Raw genomic sequence first — 18,316 nt, 5'->3', positions numbered from 1 at the left:
GACGTCGACCTTCAGCGCCAGCTGCAGCCGTCCGATTCCTACGAGATGTTCTTCGGCAAGCCGCTCACCGGCTCCTCCAGCAAGCGCAAGGTTCTGCACTACGCCACCCTCACCTATGGCGGCAAAACCCAGACCTATTACCGCTTCACCACCTCGGATGGCCGCACCGACTACTACGATGAAAACGGCCGCAGCGCCTCGCGCGCCCTGTTGAAGACGCCGATTTCCGGTGCCCGCCTTACGTCTGGCTTCGGCATGCGCCGCCATCCGCTCCTCGGCTACTCCAAGATGCACACCGGCGTCGATTTCGGTGCGCCGTCGGGTACGCCGATCCGCTCCGCCGGTGCCGGCGTCGTCGATCTCGCGGGCCGCCACGGCGCCTACGGCATCGCCGTCGTGCTGAAGCATGGCGCCAAGTACAAGACGCTTTACGCCCACATGTCGCGCCTTGCTGCCGGCATCCGTCCGGGCGTCCCCGTCAACCAGGGGCAGATCATCGGCTACGTGGGCACCACCGGTCGCTCCACGGGTCCGCATCTCCACTACGAAGTCCGCGTGAGCGACCGTCCTGTGAACCCGACCACGATCAAGGCAACCGGTGGCCGCCAGCTGGCCGGCAAGGACCTCGAGAACTTCCGGGTGATCAAGGATCGCGTTGTTGCGATGATGCAGTCTGCGCCGTCCTCGGCACAGGTCGCCCAGGCCGGGCAATAACAGCGCATCGTGCGAGCAAGTGGACACCACTTGCGACGCGAAAGATGCGCAAGAAAGCTGGCGCAACTTTCCTCTCTCAAATCGTTCCGATTTGATCGTCCGTTGCGCTAAAGCTTCAGTTTTTCGCGCACGCCTTTGGGCAAGTTGGCCGCTGCCAGCCTGTGGCTTTCGCGGATGTAGTCGCACAACGCCGCATCATCGAGGCTGCGGGCATCCGTCCGCTGCAGCCACAGCATGCCGCGTGAGGCGAGATAGGGCGCAGGCCTCACCCCCGCCATCTCCTTCAACAGATCGAAGCTCATCTGCGAGCACTTGAACGTGACGTGCAGTGCCCCGCCTTCCTCTTCCGAGGCGATGGCGAAAACCTTGCCCTTGGCGCCACCCACCTTCCAGACATGCGCGCCGCCCCACTGCACCACGTAGAAGGTGTGCGGCAACCGCCCACAGAATTCATTGTAACGGGAAGTATTCATGATGGTCAGCAAAGGTGAAGCCAGTCATTCTGACAAGCAGAATTCAGCGGGACACGGGGCACACACGGGGCACATCATGACATCGCAACCGGGAATCTGGCTCAGCGCGTGGACCATCCTCCAGCGCAATCGCACCGCCGTGCTGGTCTATGTCGCCATCATGATGCTGCTTGGTTTTGCCCAGGAACACATGGGCGGCAGCAGCAGCCTCATTGTTGCACAAACGGTGACCGCCGCATGGCTCGCCATTCCGGCGCACCTGACCGTCCTGCGGAACATGGACGTGAGCCTCAGCCTGAAGGGCAGCGGCGCCGAGAAAGCCGTCATTCCCTTCGTCATGCGCGGGATCGGCCTCGGCCTTCTGGCAAGCGTGTTGCCGTTCCTTCTTCTGTTTGTGATGCTGGTCCAGTCTTATGACACCGCCCAGACGTTCCTCGTCTTCGGACTCGTTGCCGTTCTCACTTTCACTGTTGTCTTTGCGGTGTGGGGCACCATGCTGCCTGCAGCCGTGCTCAATGGCGACAAGCGCTTCACCCGTGCAGCGGGGCGCGCCTCGCACAGCTTCGGTTACGCCTTCCCGCGCCTCCTCGTCAGCTTTGGCGTGCTCTCCGCGGTCATGGTGGGTGCGATGATGTTTCTGGGGAAGTACATGCAGCCCGAGGGCACGTTCTTTCCGGCGGGCGGCGTTGATGCGGTCGCCATTTTCGCAGCCCTGCTCAACAACGTGATTGGCGCCTACCAGATCGCGATGACCGCCGTCATTCTCTCCCGCGCCTACATGATGGCGGAAGAAAAGACGGCGGCCCGGCCTGTCACGGCTTAGTGCAGCGTCACCACGTTGCTCGGCACGGCCACTTCGCCGTCGATCACCCCGTTGAGGGCGAGCTTGCCGTTGATCACGGTGACCTTCACTTCTTCGCCATCCTGCACGCGACCGGCAAGAATCGCCTCCGCCAGCGGGTCCTGCACCGCCTTCTGGATCACACGCTTCAGCGGGCGTGCGCCATAGGCCGGATCGTAACCCTTGTCGGCGAGCCAGTTGCGGGCTTCCTCCGACAGCGTGACGGTGATCTTGCGGTCGGCGAGCAGCTTCTGCAGGCGGCCGAGTTGAATGTCGACAATCGCCCCCATGTGCTGCCGCTTCAGACGGTGGAACAGGATGATCTCGTCGACGCGGTTCAGGAACTCGGGCCGGAAGGCGCGCTTCACCACCTCCAGCACTTCATCGCGCACCTCGTCCACGTCCTGCTCCTCCGCGAGACGCACCAGATGCTCCGACCCCAGGTTCGAGGTCATGATGATCAGCGTGTTCTTGAAGTCCACGGTGCGGCCCTGGCCATCGGTCAGGCGGCCGTCATCGAGCACCTGCAGCAGCACGTTGAACACGTCGGGATGCGCCTTCTCGATCTCGTCGAAGAGGACGACCTGATAGGGCCGCCGCCGCACCGCTTCGGTGAGAGCGCCGCCCTCGTCGTAGCCGACATAGCCCGGAGGAGCCCCGATCAGCCGCGAAACCGCGTGCTTCTCCATGTATTCCGACATGTCGATCCGCACCATGGCGTGTTCGTCGTCGAAGAGGAACGAGGCCAGCGCCTTGGTCAGTTCGGTCTTGCCCACGCCCGTGGGGCCGAGGAACATGAACGAGCCGATGGGCCGGTTCGGGTCCTGGAGGCCGGCCCGCGCGCGGCGCACTGCGGTTGCGACCGCCGCCACGGCGTCGGACTGTCCGACGACACGCTTCGCCAGCGCCAGTTCCATCTGCAAGAGCTTCTCGCGCTCGCCTTCCAGCATCTTGTCGACGGGAATGCCGGTCCAGCGTGACACCACCTGCGCGATGTGCTTGTCGGTCACGGCTTCTTCCACCAGCTTGTGGCCGGAGGCTTCTTCCGAGGCCTTCAGTTTCTTTTCCAGCTCCGGAATGCGCGAGTAGGCAAGCTCGCCTGCCTTGGCGAAATCGCCCTTGCGCTGTGCCTGCTCGAGCTGGGTGCGCGCCTGGTCGAGTTCGTCCTTGAGCTTCGAGGACGCAGCAAGCCGGTCCTTCTCCTCCTGCCACTTGCGGGTGAGGGTGGATGACTTCTCCTCGAGATCAGCCAGCTCCTTCTCGAGCTTGCCGAGCCGGTCCTTGGAGGCCGTGTCGTCTTCCTTCTTCAGCGCCTCGCGCTCGATCTGCAGCTGCATGATGCGGCGGTCGAACTCGTCCAGTTCTTCCGGCTTCGAATCAACCTGCATGCGGAGCCGCGACCCCGCCTCATCCATCAGGTCGATGGCCTTGTCGGGCAGGAAGCGGTCGGTGATGTAGCGGTTGGAGAGAACCGCAGAGGCCACGATCGCAGCATCGGTGATGCGCACGCCGTGATGCAGTTCGTACTTCTCCTTGATGCCGCGCAGGATGGAGATCGTATCCTCCACCGTCGGCTCGTCGACGAAGACGGGCTGGAAGCGGCGGGCAAGGGCTGCGTCCTTCTCCACATGCTTGCGGTATTCATCGAGCGTCGTAGCGCCCACGCAGTGCAGTTCGCCGCGCGCCAGCGCGGGCTTCAGCAGGTTCGAGGCATCCATGGCGCCATCGGCCTTGCCTGCACCCACCAGCGTATGCATTTCGTCGATGAAAAGGATGACGCCGCCTTCCGCAGAGGTCACCTCCGAGAGCACCGCCTTGAGGCGCTCTTCGAATTCACCGCGATACTTGGCGCCCGCGATGAGCGCGCCCATGTCGAGCGCAAGCAGCTTCTTGTCCTTCAGGCTTTCCGGCACGTCGCCCTTGATGATGCGGAGGGCGAGGCCTTCGGCAATCGCCGTCTTGCCCACACCGGGTTCGCCGATCAGCACGGGATTGTTCTTGGTGCGCCGCGACAGCACCTGGATGGTGCGGCGGATTTCCTCGTCGCGGCCGATGACCGGATCGAGCTTGCCCGCCTGTGCCGCCTCGGTGAGGTCGCGGGCATATTTCTTGAGGGCGTCATAGCCCTGCTCGGCCGACGCCGTGTCGGCGGTACGGCCCTTGCGGATGTCGTTGATCGCCTTGTTGAGGCCCTGGGCCGTCACGTTGGCGGTCTTGAGGGCCTTGGCGGCGTCGCTCTGCTCGAGCGCCAGCGCCTGCAGCAGGCGTTCCGCCGTCACGAAGGAATCGCCCGACTTCTCGGCGATCTTCTGGGCGGCGTCGAAGACGCGCGCCATTTCAGGGGCGAGATAGACCTGCCCGGCGCCACCGCCCGACACCTTGGGCTGGCGGGAGAGCGCAAGCTCGGTCTCCTTGAGGGCGAGGCGGGGATCGCCTCCCGCGGCGCGGATGAGGCCGGCGGCGAGGCCTTCCTCGTCGTCCAGCAGGACCTTCAGCAGATGTTCAGGGGTAAAGCGCTGGTGACCTTCCCGCAGCGCAAGGGATTGCGCGGATTGGATGAAGCCCCGCGACCGCTCCGTATATTTCTCGAAATCCATTCTGTACTCCTCCTCGGCACGCTTCCCCAAGGCCCCGAAGGCACCTTCAGAAACGCCGTCAACGGCTCAACTTGGGTCAGATATGGGGAGGGATTCTCCCCTGACAAGAACCCCGGAACACCCTGCGGCGGCATCGCGCGGGGGATTGACCCCAATCATGGAGCCACCGTCCTTACCCTCCTAAAATTGTGCCGACCTGAGGGAGTTTCCACCATGGCTGCCGATGCACCTGCCCCCGAACCCCGCCGCGACCCCACCGGCCTCGATGCCTTCCGCCCTGCCGAAGTGGCACGGCGGATCGAGGAGGCTGGCGTCACCAAGGCCGCCCTCCACGCCCAGCCCCTGGCCGTCCTCTCGGTCATGGCGGGGATCTTCATTGCGCTGGGGGCGGCAGCCTTCACCGCTGTGGTGACCGGCACTGACCTCGCTTACGGCCCCACGCGCCTCCTGGGCGGGCTCGTCTTTTCGCTCGGCCTCGTGCTGGTGGTGGTGGCGGGGGCCGAACTCTTCACCGGCAATGCCCTCGTGGTGCTCGCCTGGGTCGACCGCAAGATCTCGGGCGCGGGCCTGCTCCGCAACTGGGCCTTCTCCTTCATGGGCAATCTCGTGGGGGCAACGCTGATTGCCCTTCTTATGGGGGCAAGCGGCCTCTTCGCCGGACCCGTCGGCGAAACCGCGCGCAAGCTTGCGCTCGCCAAGGTGACAATCGGCATGCCGGAGGCGCTGGTGCGCGGCATCCTCTGCAACATGATGGTCTGCCTTGCGGTGTGGCTCACCTTTGCGGCGCGAAGTGTCACCGACAAGATCTTCGCCGTGCTGCTGCCCATCGCGGGCTTCGTGCTGATGGGCTACGAGCACTCGATCGCCAACATGTACCTGATTGCTGCGGGATACGCGGCGGGCGCGGATATCACGCTCGCCAGCTATCTCCACAATCTGGTTCCGGTCACGATCGGCAATATCATCGGTGGCGCGGGCGGTGTCGCCCTCACCTACCGGCTGGCCTATGGCCCACCGAAATGATGCGCTGAAAAAGTCTTACTCGTCGCCAGCCGCAGGTTCGTTGGGCGTCACGCCCTCTTCACCATAGCGCGGACGGCGGCCACGGGGACGGCGTTCACCGGCTCCGGCCTCACCCTCGGCAGCCTCGCTACCGTTGACGGCAGGCACCGGACGCTTGAGGAAAGACGGTGCTTCCCAATCCTTGGCGTTCTCGTCACCGGCGGCAGCTTCGCTGCGCTCGCGGCGGGGACGCTCCTGACGTTCTGATCGTTCGGCACGCTCGGGGCGTTCCGGGCGCTCGCTCTCGTCACCCGACGCTTCAGCGGCCTGGCCATTGCCCTCGCGCTGCTCCTGCCCATTGCGGTCTCCACGGCGCGGCCAGCGGTTGCGGAAGCGGTCACGGCCGCCGCCCTGCTGATCGCGGTTGCCCTGCTCGCGGTTGTCGCGCGGGCGGGCATTGCGCTGGCCCTGGTCGTCTCCGGCCGGTGCGGCCTCGCCTTCGGCGGCATGGGCTTCACCGGATGCTGGCGCGGCATCGGGCGCTTCTGCGCCGTCGGCGGCTTCGGCTGCATCCTCTTCGCCTTCGGTGCCGTCGAGATCTTCGACGTCCTCATCGAGGCGGCGCGAGAACTGGATCGGCTGTCCGGCCGGCTGGGCGGCGAGCCACAGACGGTAATAATGATCCGCATGCTGATAATAGCTCTCAGCCATCACACGGTCGCCGGCAGAGGCGGCATCGCGGGCGAGCTGCATGTATTTTTCGGCGATGGTCTGCGCGGTGCCGCGCAGCTTGACGTCCGGCCCGTTCGAATCGAGCACCCGGTTGCCGGGATTTCCACCACCGCCGCCACCGCCGCCTCCACCGCCACCATGGCGGCGATTACGGTTGCGGTTGCGATTCTTGAAATTGTTCTGTCCGGGTCTCATGTTCGGTCCTGGAACGACAGGCCTTCGTTTTCCCGTGGCGCGCGTATGCAACGTCCGGTTCCGGGAAGGGCGAGTCGAAAATCAAATAGACTGGGCAATCACGTTGTCCTGCGAGTGTTCCCTGCCACCGCCGTACGTGACCTCATCGGGCACATGCCATCGCCTGGTCTGTCTACACTGGGATACGGATTTCGCTGGTTTATGGGAGCAAAACCCGGCTCTTTCGGCTGAACAGTCTCAAAAGGCAGGGGGTACGGGAGTTAGATAGCGGAACCCCGTGGCGATTCCAAGGGCTTTCCGGGTCCTTTTCCCCGGACTGTCCGGAATTTCATGCGGGGAAGGTAAAGAGAAGTGCACGGACATGGCCGCCCAGGTCCCGCCGCTCCGCCCCCTGCCGGAAGCCCGCCGCGGCGAAGATCCGGGCCACATCGGGCCCCTGCCCGGCCCCGATTTCCACGATGATCCGGCCTTGGGGCGCAAGGTGGGGGGCGGCGGCCCCGGCAATCGCCCGGTAGCAGGAAAGCCCGTCTGCCCCGCCATCGAGCGCCAGCAGCGGGTCATGCTCCCGGACATCGGGCTCGAGCCCGGCGATCTCGGCGGTCGGGATATAGGGTGGGTTGGAGAGGATGAGGTCAAATTGCCCCGAGACGGGCGCGAACCATTCTCCCTGCAGAAGCGTGAGCCTCTCTGCCACACCGAGGCGGCGGGCATTCTCAGCCGTCACGGCCAGCGCCGTCTCCGAGAGATCGACGGCCACGCCCGTGGCCTCCGGCCATTCCGCAAGGAGCGTGACGATGAGCGCGCCGCTGCCGCTGCCCAGGTCCAGCACCCGGCGGGCGGGCTGTTCCAGAGCAACGTCAATCAGGGTTTCCGTATCGGCGCGGGGGTCCAGCACATCCGCCGTGACGTGGAACAACCGTCCGTAGAATTCCCGCTCGCCCAGGATCTTTGAGACAGGCTCATGCGCGAGGCGGCGCGAGAGCAGCGCCTCAAAGGCCGCGCGCTCTGCAACAGTGAGAGATCGCTCGCCCGCAAGGATCAATCCAGCATGATCGCACGCCAGCACGTGCTGCATGAGGAGCCGCGCATCCGTTGTGGCATCCGGAACATCGGCCGCCACCAGCCGCGCCCGCGCCGCAGCGAGTGCGGCGGCGATGGTCTCAGGTCCGGGCATCTTCGGCGGCCAAGAGTTCAGCCTGATGGTGTGAGATGAGCGCCGAGATCACTTCCTCGAGCGCCGGACCCTCGATGATCTCCGGCAGCTTGTAGAGCGTGAGGTTGATGCGATGGTCGGTGAGGCGTCCCTGCGGGAAGTTGTAGGTGCGGATGCGCTCCGAGCGGTCCCCCGAGCCCACCTGACCTTTTCGCGCCGCGCTGCGCTCGGAATCGATGCGCTCACGCTCGATCTCGTAGAGTCTCGCCCGCAGCAGCTTCATCGCCATGTTCTTGTTCTTGAGCTGCGACTTCTCCGTCTGCTGGGCCACCGAGATGCCGGTCGGAATGTGCGTCACGCGCACCGCACTGTCGGTGGTGTTCACCGACTGCCCGCCGGGGCCTGACGAGCGGTAGACATCGATGCGGAGGTCCTTATCCTCGATCTTGATGTCCACTTCCTCGGCTTCCGGCAGCACTGCGACGGTTGCGGCGGAGGTATGGATGCGGCCCTGCGTTTCCGTATCGGGCACGCGCTGCACCCGGTGCACGCCGGACTCGAACTTCAGTTTCGCATAGGCACCCGCGCCGTGAATGTTGGCGATGATTTCCTTGTAGCCGCCATGCTCGCCGTCGCTCGCTGAAATCACTTCCACCCGCCAGCCCTGGGCTGCGGCATAGCGCTGGTACATGCGGAAGAGATCGCCGGCAAAGATCGCGGCCTCGTCGCCGCCCGTGCCGGCGCGCACTTCAAGGATGACGTCGCGTTCGTCGGCAGCATCCTTGGGCAGCAGCATGAGCCGCATGGTGTGTTCGAGGTCGGTGATGCGGGCAATGAGCGAAGGGCGCTCGTCGCCCGCCATGGCGGCAAGCTCGCCACCCGCCGCAATCATTTCCTCGAGGCCCTTCAGTTCGTCATAGGCGCTGCGCAATTCCCGCGCTGCCTTGGCGGCGGGCTCCAGCTCGGCATAGTCCTTCGAGAGCTTCACAAAGGCTTCGCCGGTCGCCCCGCTCGACAGGCCGTGTTCCACGGCAGCGAAGCGTTCCAGGATGCGGTCGAGTTTTTCGAGGGGAAGAGAGGCCATGACGGGCGCTCTCTACAATCATCGGAGCGCCGTATCAAACCAGATCGTGACCGGCCCCTCGTTGACCAGCGCCACCTTCATGTCGGCCCCGAAAACGCCGCGCGCCACCGTCAGGCCCTCGCCTGCCATCGCCGCACAGAAGTGTTCGTAAAGCCTTTTTCCCGTGGCGGCGTCGGCAGCGGCCGAGAAGCCGGGGCGGTTACCGCTTTCACAGCCATTGGCGGCAAGGGTGAACTGGCTCACCGCCAGCACCGCCCCCTCCACCGCCGAAAGCGGCAGGTTCATCTTGCCCTGATCGTCGCGGAAAATGCGGCAGGCCGCGATCTTGCGGGCCAGCCACTGGGCCTCGGCCTCGCTGTCGCCCTGCATGGCGCAGACGAGCACGAGAAAACCCCGGCCGATTTCACCTGTGATGGCGCCATCGACGCTGACCCGCGCCTCCGACACCCGCTGCACGAGAGCGCGCATGGCGCGAGAAACCTCAACCCTTGGCGGCGAGCGCCTTCACATCGAGCGGTTCTGCGGCGAGCAGAGAGCCCGGCTGGCCCAGCACGCCCTTCTCCACGCCATCGATGGAATAGACGAGTGCGCCGCCATCCTGCGCGATGGCCACAAGACCCTCGCGGTTGGGCACGCGGTAGACATCGCCCGGATTGAGCATCTGGGTGGCGACGCGATTGCCCTGGCCGTCCTCGATCAGCAGCCAGATCGCCTTGGTGGCCTTGAGCACCACGTGCACCTTGTCGTCGGTGCTGCCGAACACCTTGCCGGTGCCGGAATTGGCGGTCGCAAGATCGACGGGCTTCGAGGTTGCGGAAACGGTTTCAGGCGCATCCGCACCATCCACCTGCTCGGCGATGAAGGCGCCGAGATCGCCGGTTTCATTGTTTTCGGTCGTACCCGGCACGGCTTCCGGCGCGGGGATGGCGGAGGCCGTCTGGTCACCATCGGCATCGGCGTCGGTCTCGCCCTGTCCGGCAACCGGTTGCTCCGAAGGTTCGGTCATGGCGATGGGACTGTCGGTCACCTTCACGTCAGCTGCCTCGGTGCCCGTGGTGGCAGTGGGCATGGGATCGCTGTTGGCGGCCATCTGCTCGAGGCCGGGCGCGGGTGCGCTGGTATCGCCGCTCCCCGAATACATGTAGCCGCCGCCTGCCAGCAAAAGCACGGCGATGACCGAAGCCACGATGCCGTTCCGTCCACCCGGAATCGTCGGCGGCGACGGCAGCTTGATCGCCTTGAAATCAATCGCCGGAATCTTGGGGAACTTGCCGAAGGGCAGGATCTTGGCACTCATCATCGGGCCGGGGTTGGCGGGATGGCGGCGTGGCGCCACTTCGGGGGGCGGCAGGAACGAAGCGTAGTGCTGCAGCAGCGGATCGGGATCGAAGCCGAGGAAATCCGCGTAGGCCGCGATCATTTCCAGCGCCTCGAGCCGCGGCGGCATGTGGGTCATGTCGCCGTATTCGATTGCTTCCACGTGATAGGGATGAATGCCGGTGCAGGCGCCGATGTCTTCCAGAGAGAGACCGCGCGACACACGCTCGCGCTCCAGATACCAGCCCGCTTCTCCCGCAGGATCGGTGAGGCCATCAGGCTTTTCGCGCGACATGACGGGCTGTTCGGCCAGCTGCTCCTCATCGTGTCCGGAAACGCCGCCGTTGATATCGTTCAAATAACGCTGATCCATGTTCACTCACCCACCCGTGCGGCCGGAGCCGCCCGTTTAACGTCTGACTAACCAATCTGCAGAATGGACCGGGAATGGTGAACATCGCCCTAACGCGGCCTGCCCATTGCCGAATTTAACCTTTGACATCGATCAATGCGGGAACCGGGCGGGGGGCCGAAAGTTCATCCGACACAACATGGAGACCTTCCCGAATGAGGGACGAAACCCGCAAGACCTGGATCGTCGTCGCCGACGGCGCCCATGCCCGCATCCTTCTCAACAGCCATCGCGACGAGGGCGTCAGCGAACTGCCGCTGGTCTCGAAGCATGATCCCCGCCTCGCCCATCACCATGGCGAACTCGCCGCCGGCGTTCACCACGAGGTGGTGCACAAGCCCAGTGACGAAAAGCGCGGCGAAGACAAATTCCTCTCGACGCTGGCCGCCACCGTGCAGACGGGCATCGCCCGCAAGGAGTGCGACCAGATCGTGCTGGTGGCGCCCGCGGTCGCCATGGGCGTGCTGCGCAAGGCACTGAACAAGGACAGCCACAAGCACATCGTGGCCGAGATCGTTCACGACTACACCCACCAGGACAATCCCACGGTGTGGAAGCACGTGAAGGAGAAGATGCCGCTGCAGTGAGCCGGCATCTCCCCCTGTAGCGAAAGCGGCCAGGGGGCCTTGCACCGCCCGGAGGGGAAGCGCCGGGCCTGTGTGCAAAAACCTCCCGCAGGGGGCTGCGGGAGGTTTGTCATTTTCAGATCACCGCTTCAGATGACGACGCCGTGGCGGTTGGCGAATTCGAGAAGATCGCCACGCAGCGAATGCAGCGGCGACTTGAGCAAGGGCTCCATGAAGGCCCAGAGCTTCTGCTGGTCGAGCGACCGGATCATCGCCTTCACCGGACCCACACCCGACGGCACCATGCTCATCGATGACAGCCCGATGCCGACAAGCCCCATGGCTTCGAGCGGACGGCCGCCCAGTTCACCGCAGAGCGTCACCTTCTTGCCGTGCTGGCGGCCCTTCTCGACGATGAGCCGCATGGCCGAGAGAGCCGCAGGCGACAGCGGATCATAGCGTCCGGCCAGCTTGGGGTTGCCGCGGTCCGAGGCGAAGAGGAACTGGACGAGGTCGTTCGAACCGATCGAGGCGAAGTCGACGAGCGGCAGCAGATGATCGAGCTGCCAGATGAGCGAGGGAATTTCGATCATCACGCCGATCTTCAGCGTCTTCGGCAGGTCGTGCCCGCGCTTCCTGAGATAATCGATCTCCTTGTCGACCGCGGCCTTGGCCTGCAGGTATTCGTCCACATCGGCGATCATCGGGAACATGATCTTCACGCTCTGGCCGGCACCCGCCATCAGCATCGCGCGAAGCTGCAGGCGCAGAAGTGCCGGACGGTCGAGCGCCATGCGGATGGAGCGCCAGCCCAGCGCCGGATTTTCTTCGCGCGGCTGGCGGAGATAGGGCAGCGTCTTGTCGGCGCCGATGTCGAGGGTGCGGAAGACGACGGGCTTGCCCTGCGCCTGCTCGAGGATCTGCTTGTAGTGCCGCACCTGCGAGGAGAGCCGCGGGAAGCGCTGCGCCATCATGAACTGCAGTTCGGTGCGGTAGAGGCCGACACCGGCCGCACCCGAATCATGGAGATGCGGCAGGTCAACGATCAGGCCGGCGTTGATGTTCAGCTCGACGGGGAAATTATCCTTGGTGATGGCGGGAAGATCGCGGAGTGCCGCATAGCGCGCCTGCTTGCGTGCATAGAAGCGCACCTTCTCGCCATAGGCCCGTTCCAGCTCCTGGCTCGGGCGCACGAAGACTTCGCCCGTACCGCCATCGACGATGATGTTGTCGCCGGGATCGACGAGATCGATCAGACCTTCGGCAAGGCCGATGCCGGGAATGCCGAGAGCGCGGGCCACGATGGCGACGTGGCTGGTCTTGCCGCCCTCCTCAAGGATGACACCGCGGATCTTGCTGCGGTCATAGTCGAGGAGTTCGGCGGGCCCCATGTTGCGGGCGACGATGATGGCGTTCTGCGGCAGATCGGTGCGGGACGCGGTCGCAACCGCGCCGGTGAGGATGCGCAGCAAACGGTTCGACAGGTCGTCGAGGTCGTGCATGCGCTCGCGCAGGTATTCGTCCTGCATGCGCATCATGCGGGCGCGGTTGTCGTTCTGCACGCGCTCCACCGCCGCTTCGGCGGTGAGGCCGGTCTGCACCGCATCGCGCAGGCGGTTCACCCAGCCCTTGTCATGGGCGAACATGCGGATCGTCTCGAGCACGTCGGAATAATCCGTGGCGCGCATGGCGTCCGAACCGTCGAGCAGTTCATCGACCTGCTCGCGAAGCTGCTGGATCGCGGTATCGAGGCGCTTCAGTTCGTGGGGAATGCTTTCGGCAATGAGATTGTGGATCTCGACGCGGGGCTCGTGCAGCACCACCTGACCGAGCGCAATGCCTTCCGCCAGGGTCTCGAAGCGGAGATTGTGGCTGCGCATGTGGGCGACGTCGATTGCCACCTCGCGCGCCACTTCTTGCAATTCGCCGGACGCGATCACTTCCGCCAGCACCATGGCGGTGGTCTGGAGCGCCTCTTCTTCCTCTTCGGAATAGTTGCGCTTGGTGCGGTTCTGCACGACGAGAACGCCGATCACGGCGCCGCCCCGCATCACCGGCACGCCGAGGAAGGACTGGTAGATTTCTTCGCCGGTTTCCGGGAGGTACTTGAACGAGGGATGGTTCTGTGCGTCGGAGAGGTTGAGGCCGATCGCCTGCTCGGCGATGACGCCGACCAGGCCTTCGCCCGTCTTCAGCTTCGACTTGTGGACCGATTCAGGCTTGAGGCCCTCTGAAGCATAGAGTTCCAGCACGTTGCCCGGCCGCATCACGTAGATCGAGCAGACCTCCGCCACCATGTTGGCGGCGATGATCATGACGATCTTGTCGAGTTTGACCTGCGCTGTCTCCGGCTCCGCCATCACTTCCCGGAGCCGTCTGAGGAGGACACGCGGGCCGAGTGTGGCACTGACCATGAGACGTGTCCTTTAGGGGCGCTTGTGCCGGTAACGCATGGCGCGGCGCACAAGCCCTGCGCGCGGCCATACCACGGCGACAGGCGTGACGGCCTGGCAGCGGACGGGCGGGAGCGGGCTGGCGCTGGTCATGCTTACTTCTTGTCCAATCCGTAGGCCTGATGCAAGGCCCGCACGGCAAGTTCCGTGTAGGCTTCGTCGATCAGCACGGAAACCTTGATTTCCGAGGTGGTGATGGCCTGGATGTTGATGCCCTTGTCAGCGAACGACTTGAACATCTTCGCCGCCACGCCGGCGTGGCTGCGCATGCCGATGCCGACGACCGAGACCTTGGCCACGTCAGCCGAGTGCACGACTTCCTCGTAGCCAACCTTGCCCTTCATCGCCGAGATCACCTCGATCGCCTTGCGCAGGTCCTTGCGGGCCAGCGTGAAGGTGATGTCGGTAAAGGCGCCGTCGGGCGAAAGGTTCTGCACGATCATGTCGACGCTGATGTCGGCCTCGGCGAGGGGGCCGAAGATGGCGGCGGAGACGCCGGGCTGGTCCTTGACGCGGCGGATCGAGACCTTGGCCTCGTCGCGCGAGTAGGCGATGCCGCTTACAACATGCTGTTCCACGATCTTGTCCTCATCGCAAACGATTGTTCCGGGGCCCGTTCCGTCGGGCTTGTTCTGGTTTGCCGAATCCGGCGGCTCGAAGGACGAGCGCACCTGCAGCGGCACCTTGTAGACCATGGCGAGTTCCACCGAGCGCGTCTGCAGGACCTTGGCGCCGAGCGAGGCCTGTTCCAGCATTTCCTCGTAGGAGATGCGGTCGAGCTTGCGGGCGGCGGTGACGATGCGCGGGTCGGCGGTATAGACGCCATCGACGTCGGTATAGATGTCACAGGCCGCATCGAGCGCTGCCGCCACGGCGACAGCCGAGGTGTCGGAGCCGCCACGGCCCAGTGTTGAAACGCGCTTGTCGGGGCCGATCCCTTGGAAGCCGGTGATCACGGCCACCTGGCCCTGCTCCATGCGCTTCAGGATTTCGTCGCCGTTGATATTGGTCATGCGGGCGGCGCCATGCACGCCGTCGGTTTCGATGGGGATCTGCCAGCCGGCCCAGGAGCGGGCCGGGATGCCCATGTCCTGGAGCACGATGGCGAGGAGGCCGGCGGTGATCTGCTCGCCGGTCGAAACGACCGCATCATATTCGCGGGCGTCATGCACGGCGGCGGCCTGGCGGCACCATTCGACGAGCTGGTTGGTGGTGCCGGCCATGGCCGAGACAACCACGGCGACATGGTTACCCGCCTTCACTTCCCGTTCCACGTGGCGGGCGACGTTGCGGATGCGGTCGATGTCCGCAACCGAGGTGCCCCCGAACTTCATCACCAAACGGCCCATGGGCCAAATCCCTCACATCTGGACGCTGCCTGAAATCCAATGCGATTTCGGCCCCTTATCTAGAGTGAAGCAGGGAATCCGCGGGCGCGTCGGGGCGTCTCATAGTGGACGCGACCGTGCGATGCAATATAACGGTCCTGAAATGGGCCCGAAAAGTTGGAGTAACGGCAAGATGACAATCGATACAGCAGGAAATTCCGGCACTTCCGCGCCCCATCAGCCCAGCCTGGACCCGGCCGAGGTCGAAAAGTTCTCCAAAATGGCCGCCGAATGGTGGAACCCCAAGGGCAAGTTCGGGGTGCTCCATGTCTTCAACCCGGTCCGTCTCGACTACATCAAGGAGCAGGTGACGGCCCGCCTCGGCCGTGACCCCCTCGCCCGCCAGCCCTTCGAGGGCCTCCGCATCCTCGACATCGGCTGCGGCGGCGGCCTCCTCTGCGAGCCCATGGCCCGGCTGGGCGCCCGGGTGGTGGGGGTCGATCCCTCCGAAAAGAACATCAAGACGGCGAGCGTCCACTCCCAGGAGATGGGCCTCGACATCGACTACCGGGTCGGCCTTGCAGAGGACCTGGCCCGGGCGGGTGAAACCTTCGACGTCATCCTCAACATGGAGGTGATCGAGCACGTCGCCGATCCCGCCGCCTACACCCAGGCCTGCGTCTCCATGCTGAAGCCCGGCGGGCTCATGTTCGTCGCCACCATCAACCGCACCGGCAAGGCCTTTGCGCTCGCCATCGTCGGCGCGGAATATGTGCTGGGCTGGCTCCCCAAGGGCACCCACCAGTGGGAGAAGTTCATCACCCCGGACGAATTGAAGGGCTGGCTCTCCGCCAACGGCGCCGTGGTGAAGGACGAAAGCGGCGTCTCCTATCATCCCCTCGCCAACACCTGGCGGCGCTCCCGCGACATGGGCGTCAACTACATGCTGGTGGCCGAGAAGCGCCCGGCCAACTGAAACCGGAACCGCAGGCAAAGCCTCGCGTTAGCCCCTTTCCAGACAGCTTTTGGAAAGGGCTTCGCCATGGCCAGAACAACGACGCGGCGCGCAACCAGGGCCGGTTCGAAACACGAATCCAAAATCTCCGGGCAATCGAGCGACCGCAAATCGATCACCGAGCGGCCAGAGGACCGGCCCAACATTTCCATCCTGCCGAAGCAGGATGAGGAGGAAGACCCCCGCACCGGCGCGGACGAACCCTTCCAGTCCCACACCGACACGCAAGGGGCAGGCGGCGGCCGCGATATGCGCCACCGCAGTGAAGGGCGTCACCGCAGCGAAGGTAAGCATCGCGTCACCGCGTCACCGGAGCTGAGCGAGGTTCACGCGCACACCCATCCTCCTGGCGCCGCTGAAGCGGACGCCATGGACGAGGGCCGCCCCTACCTGATGCTCATGGCAATGGCGGTGCTCTCCTTCATCGTCATGTACGGGCTGATGTATGCGATGGTGGACCGCAGCGACAACGTCTTCAACAGCTTCAACCAGGTCTACATGGCGGGGCTGATGGCGGCTCCCATGGTGGTGATCGAACTGCTGCTCATGGGCCGGATGTATCCCAGCCGCAACGCCAACATCATGCTCGGCATCGTGGCGGTGGTGATCATGCTGCTCTTCTGGTTTGCCATCCGCGGCCAGTGGGCGGTGGGCAACGAGCAGTTCCTGCGCTCGATGATTCCGCACCATGCCGGGGCCGTGCTGATGTGCCGGCAGGCGCCCGTCACCGACCAGCGCATCCAACAGCTCTGTCAGGAGATCATTGCCGGTCAGGAAAAGGAAATCGCCGAGATGAAGACGCTGCTGGCGGGCTCACCGCCACAGTAGCGAATTTCTGGCGCAACTTTTCTCTCTGAAATCGTTCCGATTTGATCGTTCGTTGCGCTCAATTCCGCTCTTCCGGCAGGCGCGGCAGGGGATGGACTTCGATCCCTTCTTCCAGAAGGGAACGGGCCTCGTCATGGGTGGCTTGACCGTAGATGCCGCGCTCTTCCGTCTCACCGTAATGGATCTTGCGGGCTTCCTCGGCAAAGCGGTCGCCGACATTCTCGGCATTTTCTTCCACGTGGCGCCGAAGCTCGCGCACCATGTGCATCATCTGCTGCAGGCGCGGATCCGCCGGCGCGGCGGCCACCATCGGCTGGGTGCCGGCCTTGCGGTTCGACTTGGCCGCGATGCGGGGCGCCATCAGCTGCTTCTCCACCTTGCTGGAGCCGCAGGTGGTGCATTCCACGAAGCCGCGCTTCGCCTGCGTCTCGAACGCCTCCGAGTCCGAGAACCAGCCGTCGAAGGCGTGGCCTTTGTCACAGATGAGATCGTAGCGGATCATGGCCGTTGAGGTAGCAATCGCTCAGATCGATTTCAAGGTGAAGTCCCGGGCGTTGCGAAGCGCCGGGATGCGCTGGCGGGCAAGCGCCACCTCTGCCGGGTTGACTTCCGCGGTGATGACGCAGGGCTCCGTGCCCGCCTCGGCGATCACCTCGCCCCAGGGCGTGATGGCGATCGAATGGCCATAGGTGGCCTTGCCGCCGTCATGCTCGCCACCCTGCGCGGCGGAGAGCACGAAGCTTCCGGTCTCGATGGCGCGGGCGCGCAGCAGCACATGCCAGTGGGCCTCGCCCGTGGGCACGGTGAAGGCGGCGGGATAGGTCAACACCTCGGCGCCGGCAGCGGCATAGGCATTGGCGAGGCGGGGAAAGCGCACGTCGTAGCAGATGCACAAGCCGAGCCTTGCCTCCGGAAGCTGCACCAGCACCGCCTCTTCGCCCGGCGCATAGGTGGCGGATTCCCGGTAGCTCTCGCCGTTCGGCAGGTCGATGTCGAAGAGATGGATCTTGTCGTAGCGCGCCATCACCTTGCCGTCGGGCCCAAAGAGCAGGCTACGGTTGGCAATGCGCCCGTCAGCCGCCTTCACCGCCACCGACCCCGCATGGAGGTGAATCCCGAATTCCTTGGCGAGGTCCGAGAATTTCGCCACCAGCGGATCATCGGTCTCGCTCCGGATCACCGCGCGAAGCCGCGCCTTGTCGGGCTCGAAGATGTTGGAGACTTCCGGCGTGAGCACGTAGGCAGCACCCGTCGCCGCCGCCTCGCGCACCAGCGCCTCGGCGTCCCTGACGTTGCGCGCCGGCTCGCGGCTTGACCGCATCTGGACGAGGGCAACCTTCATCACGAGGCCAGGAGAGGATCGAGCCTGCCTGCCGCATCGAGGGCATGAAGGTCATCGCAACCGCCCACATGGGTGTTGCCGATGAAGATCTGCGGCACCGTGCGGCGGCCATTGGCGCGGGCCGTCATGGTCTGGCGCAGGGCCGGGTCGCCGCTGACATCGACTTCAGTGAAGGCGGCATTCTTCTTGCGCAGCAATCCCTTGGCCATCTGGCAATAGGGGCAGAGCGGCGTGGTGTAGATGGTGATCTCGGGCATGGGTCTG

At 64.7% G+C, this 18,316-nt stretch carries 18 protein-coding genes (1 of these 18 cut by a window edge); 6 read left to right on the top strand and 12 right to left on the bottom strand.

Features of this window, described 5'->3' with window-relative positions; translation table 11 throughout:
• Positions 1-714 carry the 3' end of a M23 family metallopeptidase gene (locus QM801_RS19195; RefSeq protein ID WP_415020812.1) on the top strand. It extends 924 nt beyond the left edge of the window, so the window shows 714 of its 1,638 coding nt (coding positions 925-1,638); the start codon falls outside the window, past its left edge; the stop codon is at positions 712-714.
• Positions 715-821: 107 nt separating this feature from the next.
• Here the strand turns inward: QM801_RS19195 and QM801_RS19190 are convergent, their stop codons facing one another.
• Positions 822-1,187: an MmcQ/YjbR family DNA-binding protein gene (locus QM801_RS19190; RefSeq protein WP_415020811.1), complete on the bottom strand. Its 366-nt coding sequence runs from the start codon at positions 1,185-1,187 to the stop codon at positions 822-824.
• A 76-nt stretch (positions 1,188-1,263) separates the two neighbouring features.
• Here QM801_RS19190 and QM801_RS19185 point away from each other — a divergent pair, with 76 nt between their 5' ends.
• The gene (locus QM801_RS19185; RefSeq protein ID WP_415020810.1) at positions 1,264-2,010 is read left to right on the top strand and encodes a hypothetical protein; all 747 of its coding nucleotides are present in this window, start codon (positions 1,264-1,266) and stop codon (positions 2,008-2,010) included.
• Here the strand turns inward: QM801_RS19185 and clpB are convergent.
• Positions 2,007-4,625, bottom strand: coding sequence for an ATP-dependent chaperone ClpB (clpB, locus tag QM801_RS19180; RefSeq protein ID WP_415020809.1), 2,619 nt, complete (start codon positions 4,623-4,625; stop codon positions 2,007-2,009). The genes QM801_RS19185 and clpB overlap by 4 nt on opposite strands.
• A gap of 213 nt (positions 4,626-4,838) precedes the next feature.
• Here clpB and QM801_RS19175 point away from each other — a divergent pair, with 213 nt between their 5' ends.
• On the top strand, positions 4,839-5,648 hold the full coding sequence (locus QM801_RS19175) for a formate/nitrite transporter family protein (protein ID WP_415020808.1): 810 nt from the start codon (positions 4,839-4,841) through the stop codon (positions 5,646-5,648).
• Positions 5,649-5,663: 15 nt separating this feature from the next.
• Here the strand turns inward: QM801_RS19175 and QM801_RS19170 are convergent, their stop codons facing one another.
• From QM801_RS19170 to QM801_RS19150, 5 genes are all read right to left on the bottom strand, one after another.
• Positions 5,664-6,554, bottom strand: a complete 891-nt coding sequence (locus tag QM801_RS19170) for a DUF4167 domain-containing protein (protein WP_415020807.1) — start codon at positions 6,552-6,554, stop codon at positions 5,664-5,666.
• Between the two features lie 328 nt (positions 6,555-6,882).
• Positions 6,883-7,728, bottom strand: a complete 846-nt coding sequence (gene prmC, locus QM801_RS19165) for a peptide chain release factor N(5)-glutamine methyltransferase (RefSeq protein ID WP_415020806.1) — start codon at positions 7,726-7,728, stop codon at positions 6,883-6,885.
• The gene (gene prfA, locus QM801_RS19160) at positions 7,715-8,791 is read right to left on the bottom strand and encodes a peptide chain release factor 1 (RefSeq protein ID WP_415020805.1); all 1,077 of its coding nucleotides are present in this window, start codon (positions 8,789-8,791) and stop codon (positions 7,715-7,717) included. Before prfA ends, prmC begins: the two co-directional genes overlap by 14 nt.
• 18 nt (positions 8,792-8,809) lie before the next feature.
• Positions 8,810-9,259, bottom strand: a complete 450-nt coding sequence (dtd, locus tag QM801_RS19155; RefSeq protein WP_415020804.1) for a D-aminoacyl-tRNA deacylase — start codon at positions 9,257-9,259, stop codon at positions 8,810-8,812.
• 13 nt (positions 9,260-9,272) lie between these two features.
• The gene (locus tag QM801_RS19150) at positions 9,273-10,481 is read right to left on the bottom strand and encodes a helix-turn-helix domain-containing protein (RefSeq protein WP_415020803.1); all 1,209 of its coding nucleotides are present in this window, start codon (positions 10,479-10,481) and stop codon (positions 9,273-9,275) included.
• A gap of 194 nt (positions 10,482-10,675) precedes the next feature.
• Here QM801_RS19150 and QM801_RS19145 point away from each other — a divergent pair, with 194 nt between their 5' ends.
• Positions 10,676-11,107 (top strand): host attachment protein, encoded by a 432-nt coding sequence (locus tag QM801_RS19145; RefSeq protein WP_415020802.1) that lies wholly within the window; start codon positions 10,676-10,678, stop codon positions 11,105-11,107.
• 128 nt (positions 11,108-11,235) lie between these two features.
• On the opposite strand, the gene ptsP is transcribed toward QM801_RS19145, so the two are convergent.
• On the bottom strand, positions 11,236-13,500 hold the full coding sequence (gene ptsP, locus QM801_RS19140; RefSeq protein WP_415020801.1) for a phosphoenolpyruvate--protein phosphotransferase: 2,265 nt from the start codon (positions 13,498-13,500) through the stop codon (positions 11,236-11,238).
• A gap of 134 nt (positions 13,501-13,634) precedes the next feature.
• Positions 13,635-14,888, bottom strand: a complete 1,254-nt coding sequence (locus QM801_RS19135) for an aspartate kinase (RefSeq protein WP_415020800.1) — start codon at positions 14,886-14,888, stop codon at positions 13,635-13,637.
• A 172-nt stretch (positions 14,889-15,060) separates the two neighbouring features.
• On the opposite strand from QM801_RS19135, the gene ubiG reads away from it, so the two are divergent.
• Both ubiG and QM801_RS19125 read left to right on the top strand, forming a co-directional pair.
• Positions 15,061-15,843, top strand: a complete 783-nt coding sequence (ubiG, locus tag QM801_RS19130; RefSeq protein WP_415020799.1) for a bifunctional 2-polyprenyl-6-hydroxyphenol methylase/3-demethylubiquinol 3-O-methyltransferase UbiG — start codon at positions 15,061-15,063, stop codon at positions 15,841-15,843.
• Positions 15,844-15,909: 66 nt separating this feature from the next.
• Positions 15,910-16,710 (top strand): DUF305 domain-containing protein, encoded by an 801-nt coding sequence (locus QM801_RS19125; protein WP_415020798.1) that lies wholly within the window; start codon positions 15,910-15,912, stop codon positions 16,708-16,710.
• 58 nt (positions 16,711-16,768) lie between these two features.
• Here QM801_RS19125 and QM801_RS19120 read toward each other — a convergent pair whose 3' ends face one another.
• The 3 genes from QM801_RS19120 to grxC are packed head-to-tail and all read right to left on the bottom strand — an operon-like array spanning position 16,769 to position 18,309.
• Entirely contained in the window at positions 16,769-17,212 is a 444-nt protein-coding gene (locus tag QM801_RS19120; RefSeq protein ID WP_415020797.1) for a DUF1178 family protein, read from the bottom strand.
• A gap of 21 nt (positions 17,213-17,233) precedes the next feature.
• Positions 17,234-18,052 (bottom strand): carbon-nitrogen hydrolase family protein, encoded by an 819-nt coding sequence (locus tag QM801_RS19115; RefSeq protein WP_415020796.1) that lies wholly within the window; start codon positions 18,050-18,052, stop codon positions 17,234-17,236.
• Positions 18,052-18,309: a glutaredoxin 3 gene (gene grxC, locus QM801_RS19110; RefSeq protein ID WP_415020795.1), complete on the bottom strand. Its 258-nt coding sequence runs from the start codon at positions 18,307-18,309 to the stop codon at positions 18,052-18,054. The genes QM801_RS19115 and grxC overlap by 1 nt, the downstream gene beginning before the upstream one ends.
• Positions 18,310-18,316: the final 7 nt, after the last annotated feature.

The organism is Aestuariivirga sp., from assembly GCF_047600585.1.
Taxonomy (GTDB): domain Bacteria; phylum Pseudomonadota; class Alphaproteobacteria; order Rhizobiales; family Aestuariivirgaceae; genus Aestuariivirga.
The sequence above is the reverse complement of the archived record's forward strand: the minus strand, read 5'-3'. Positions and strand labels throughout refer to the sequence as shown.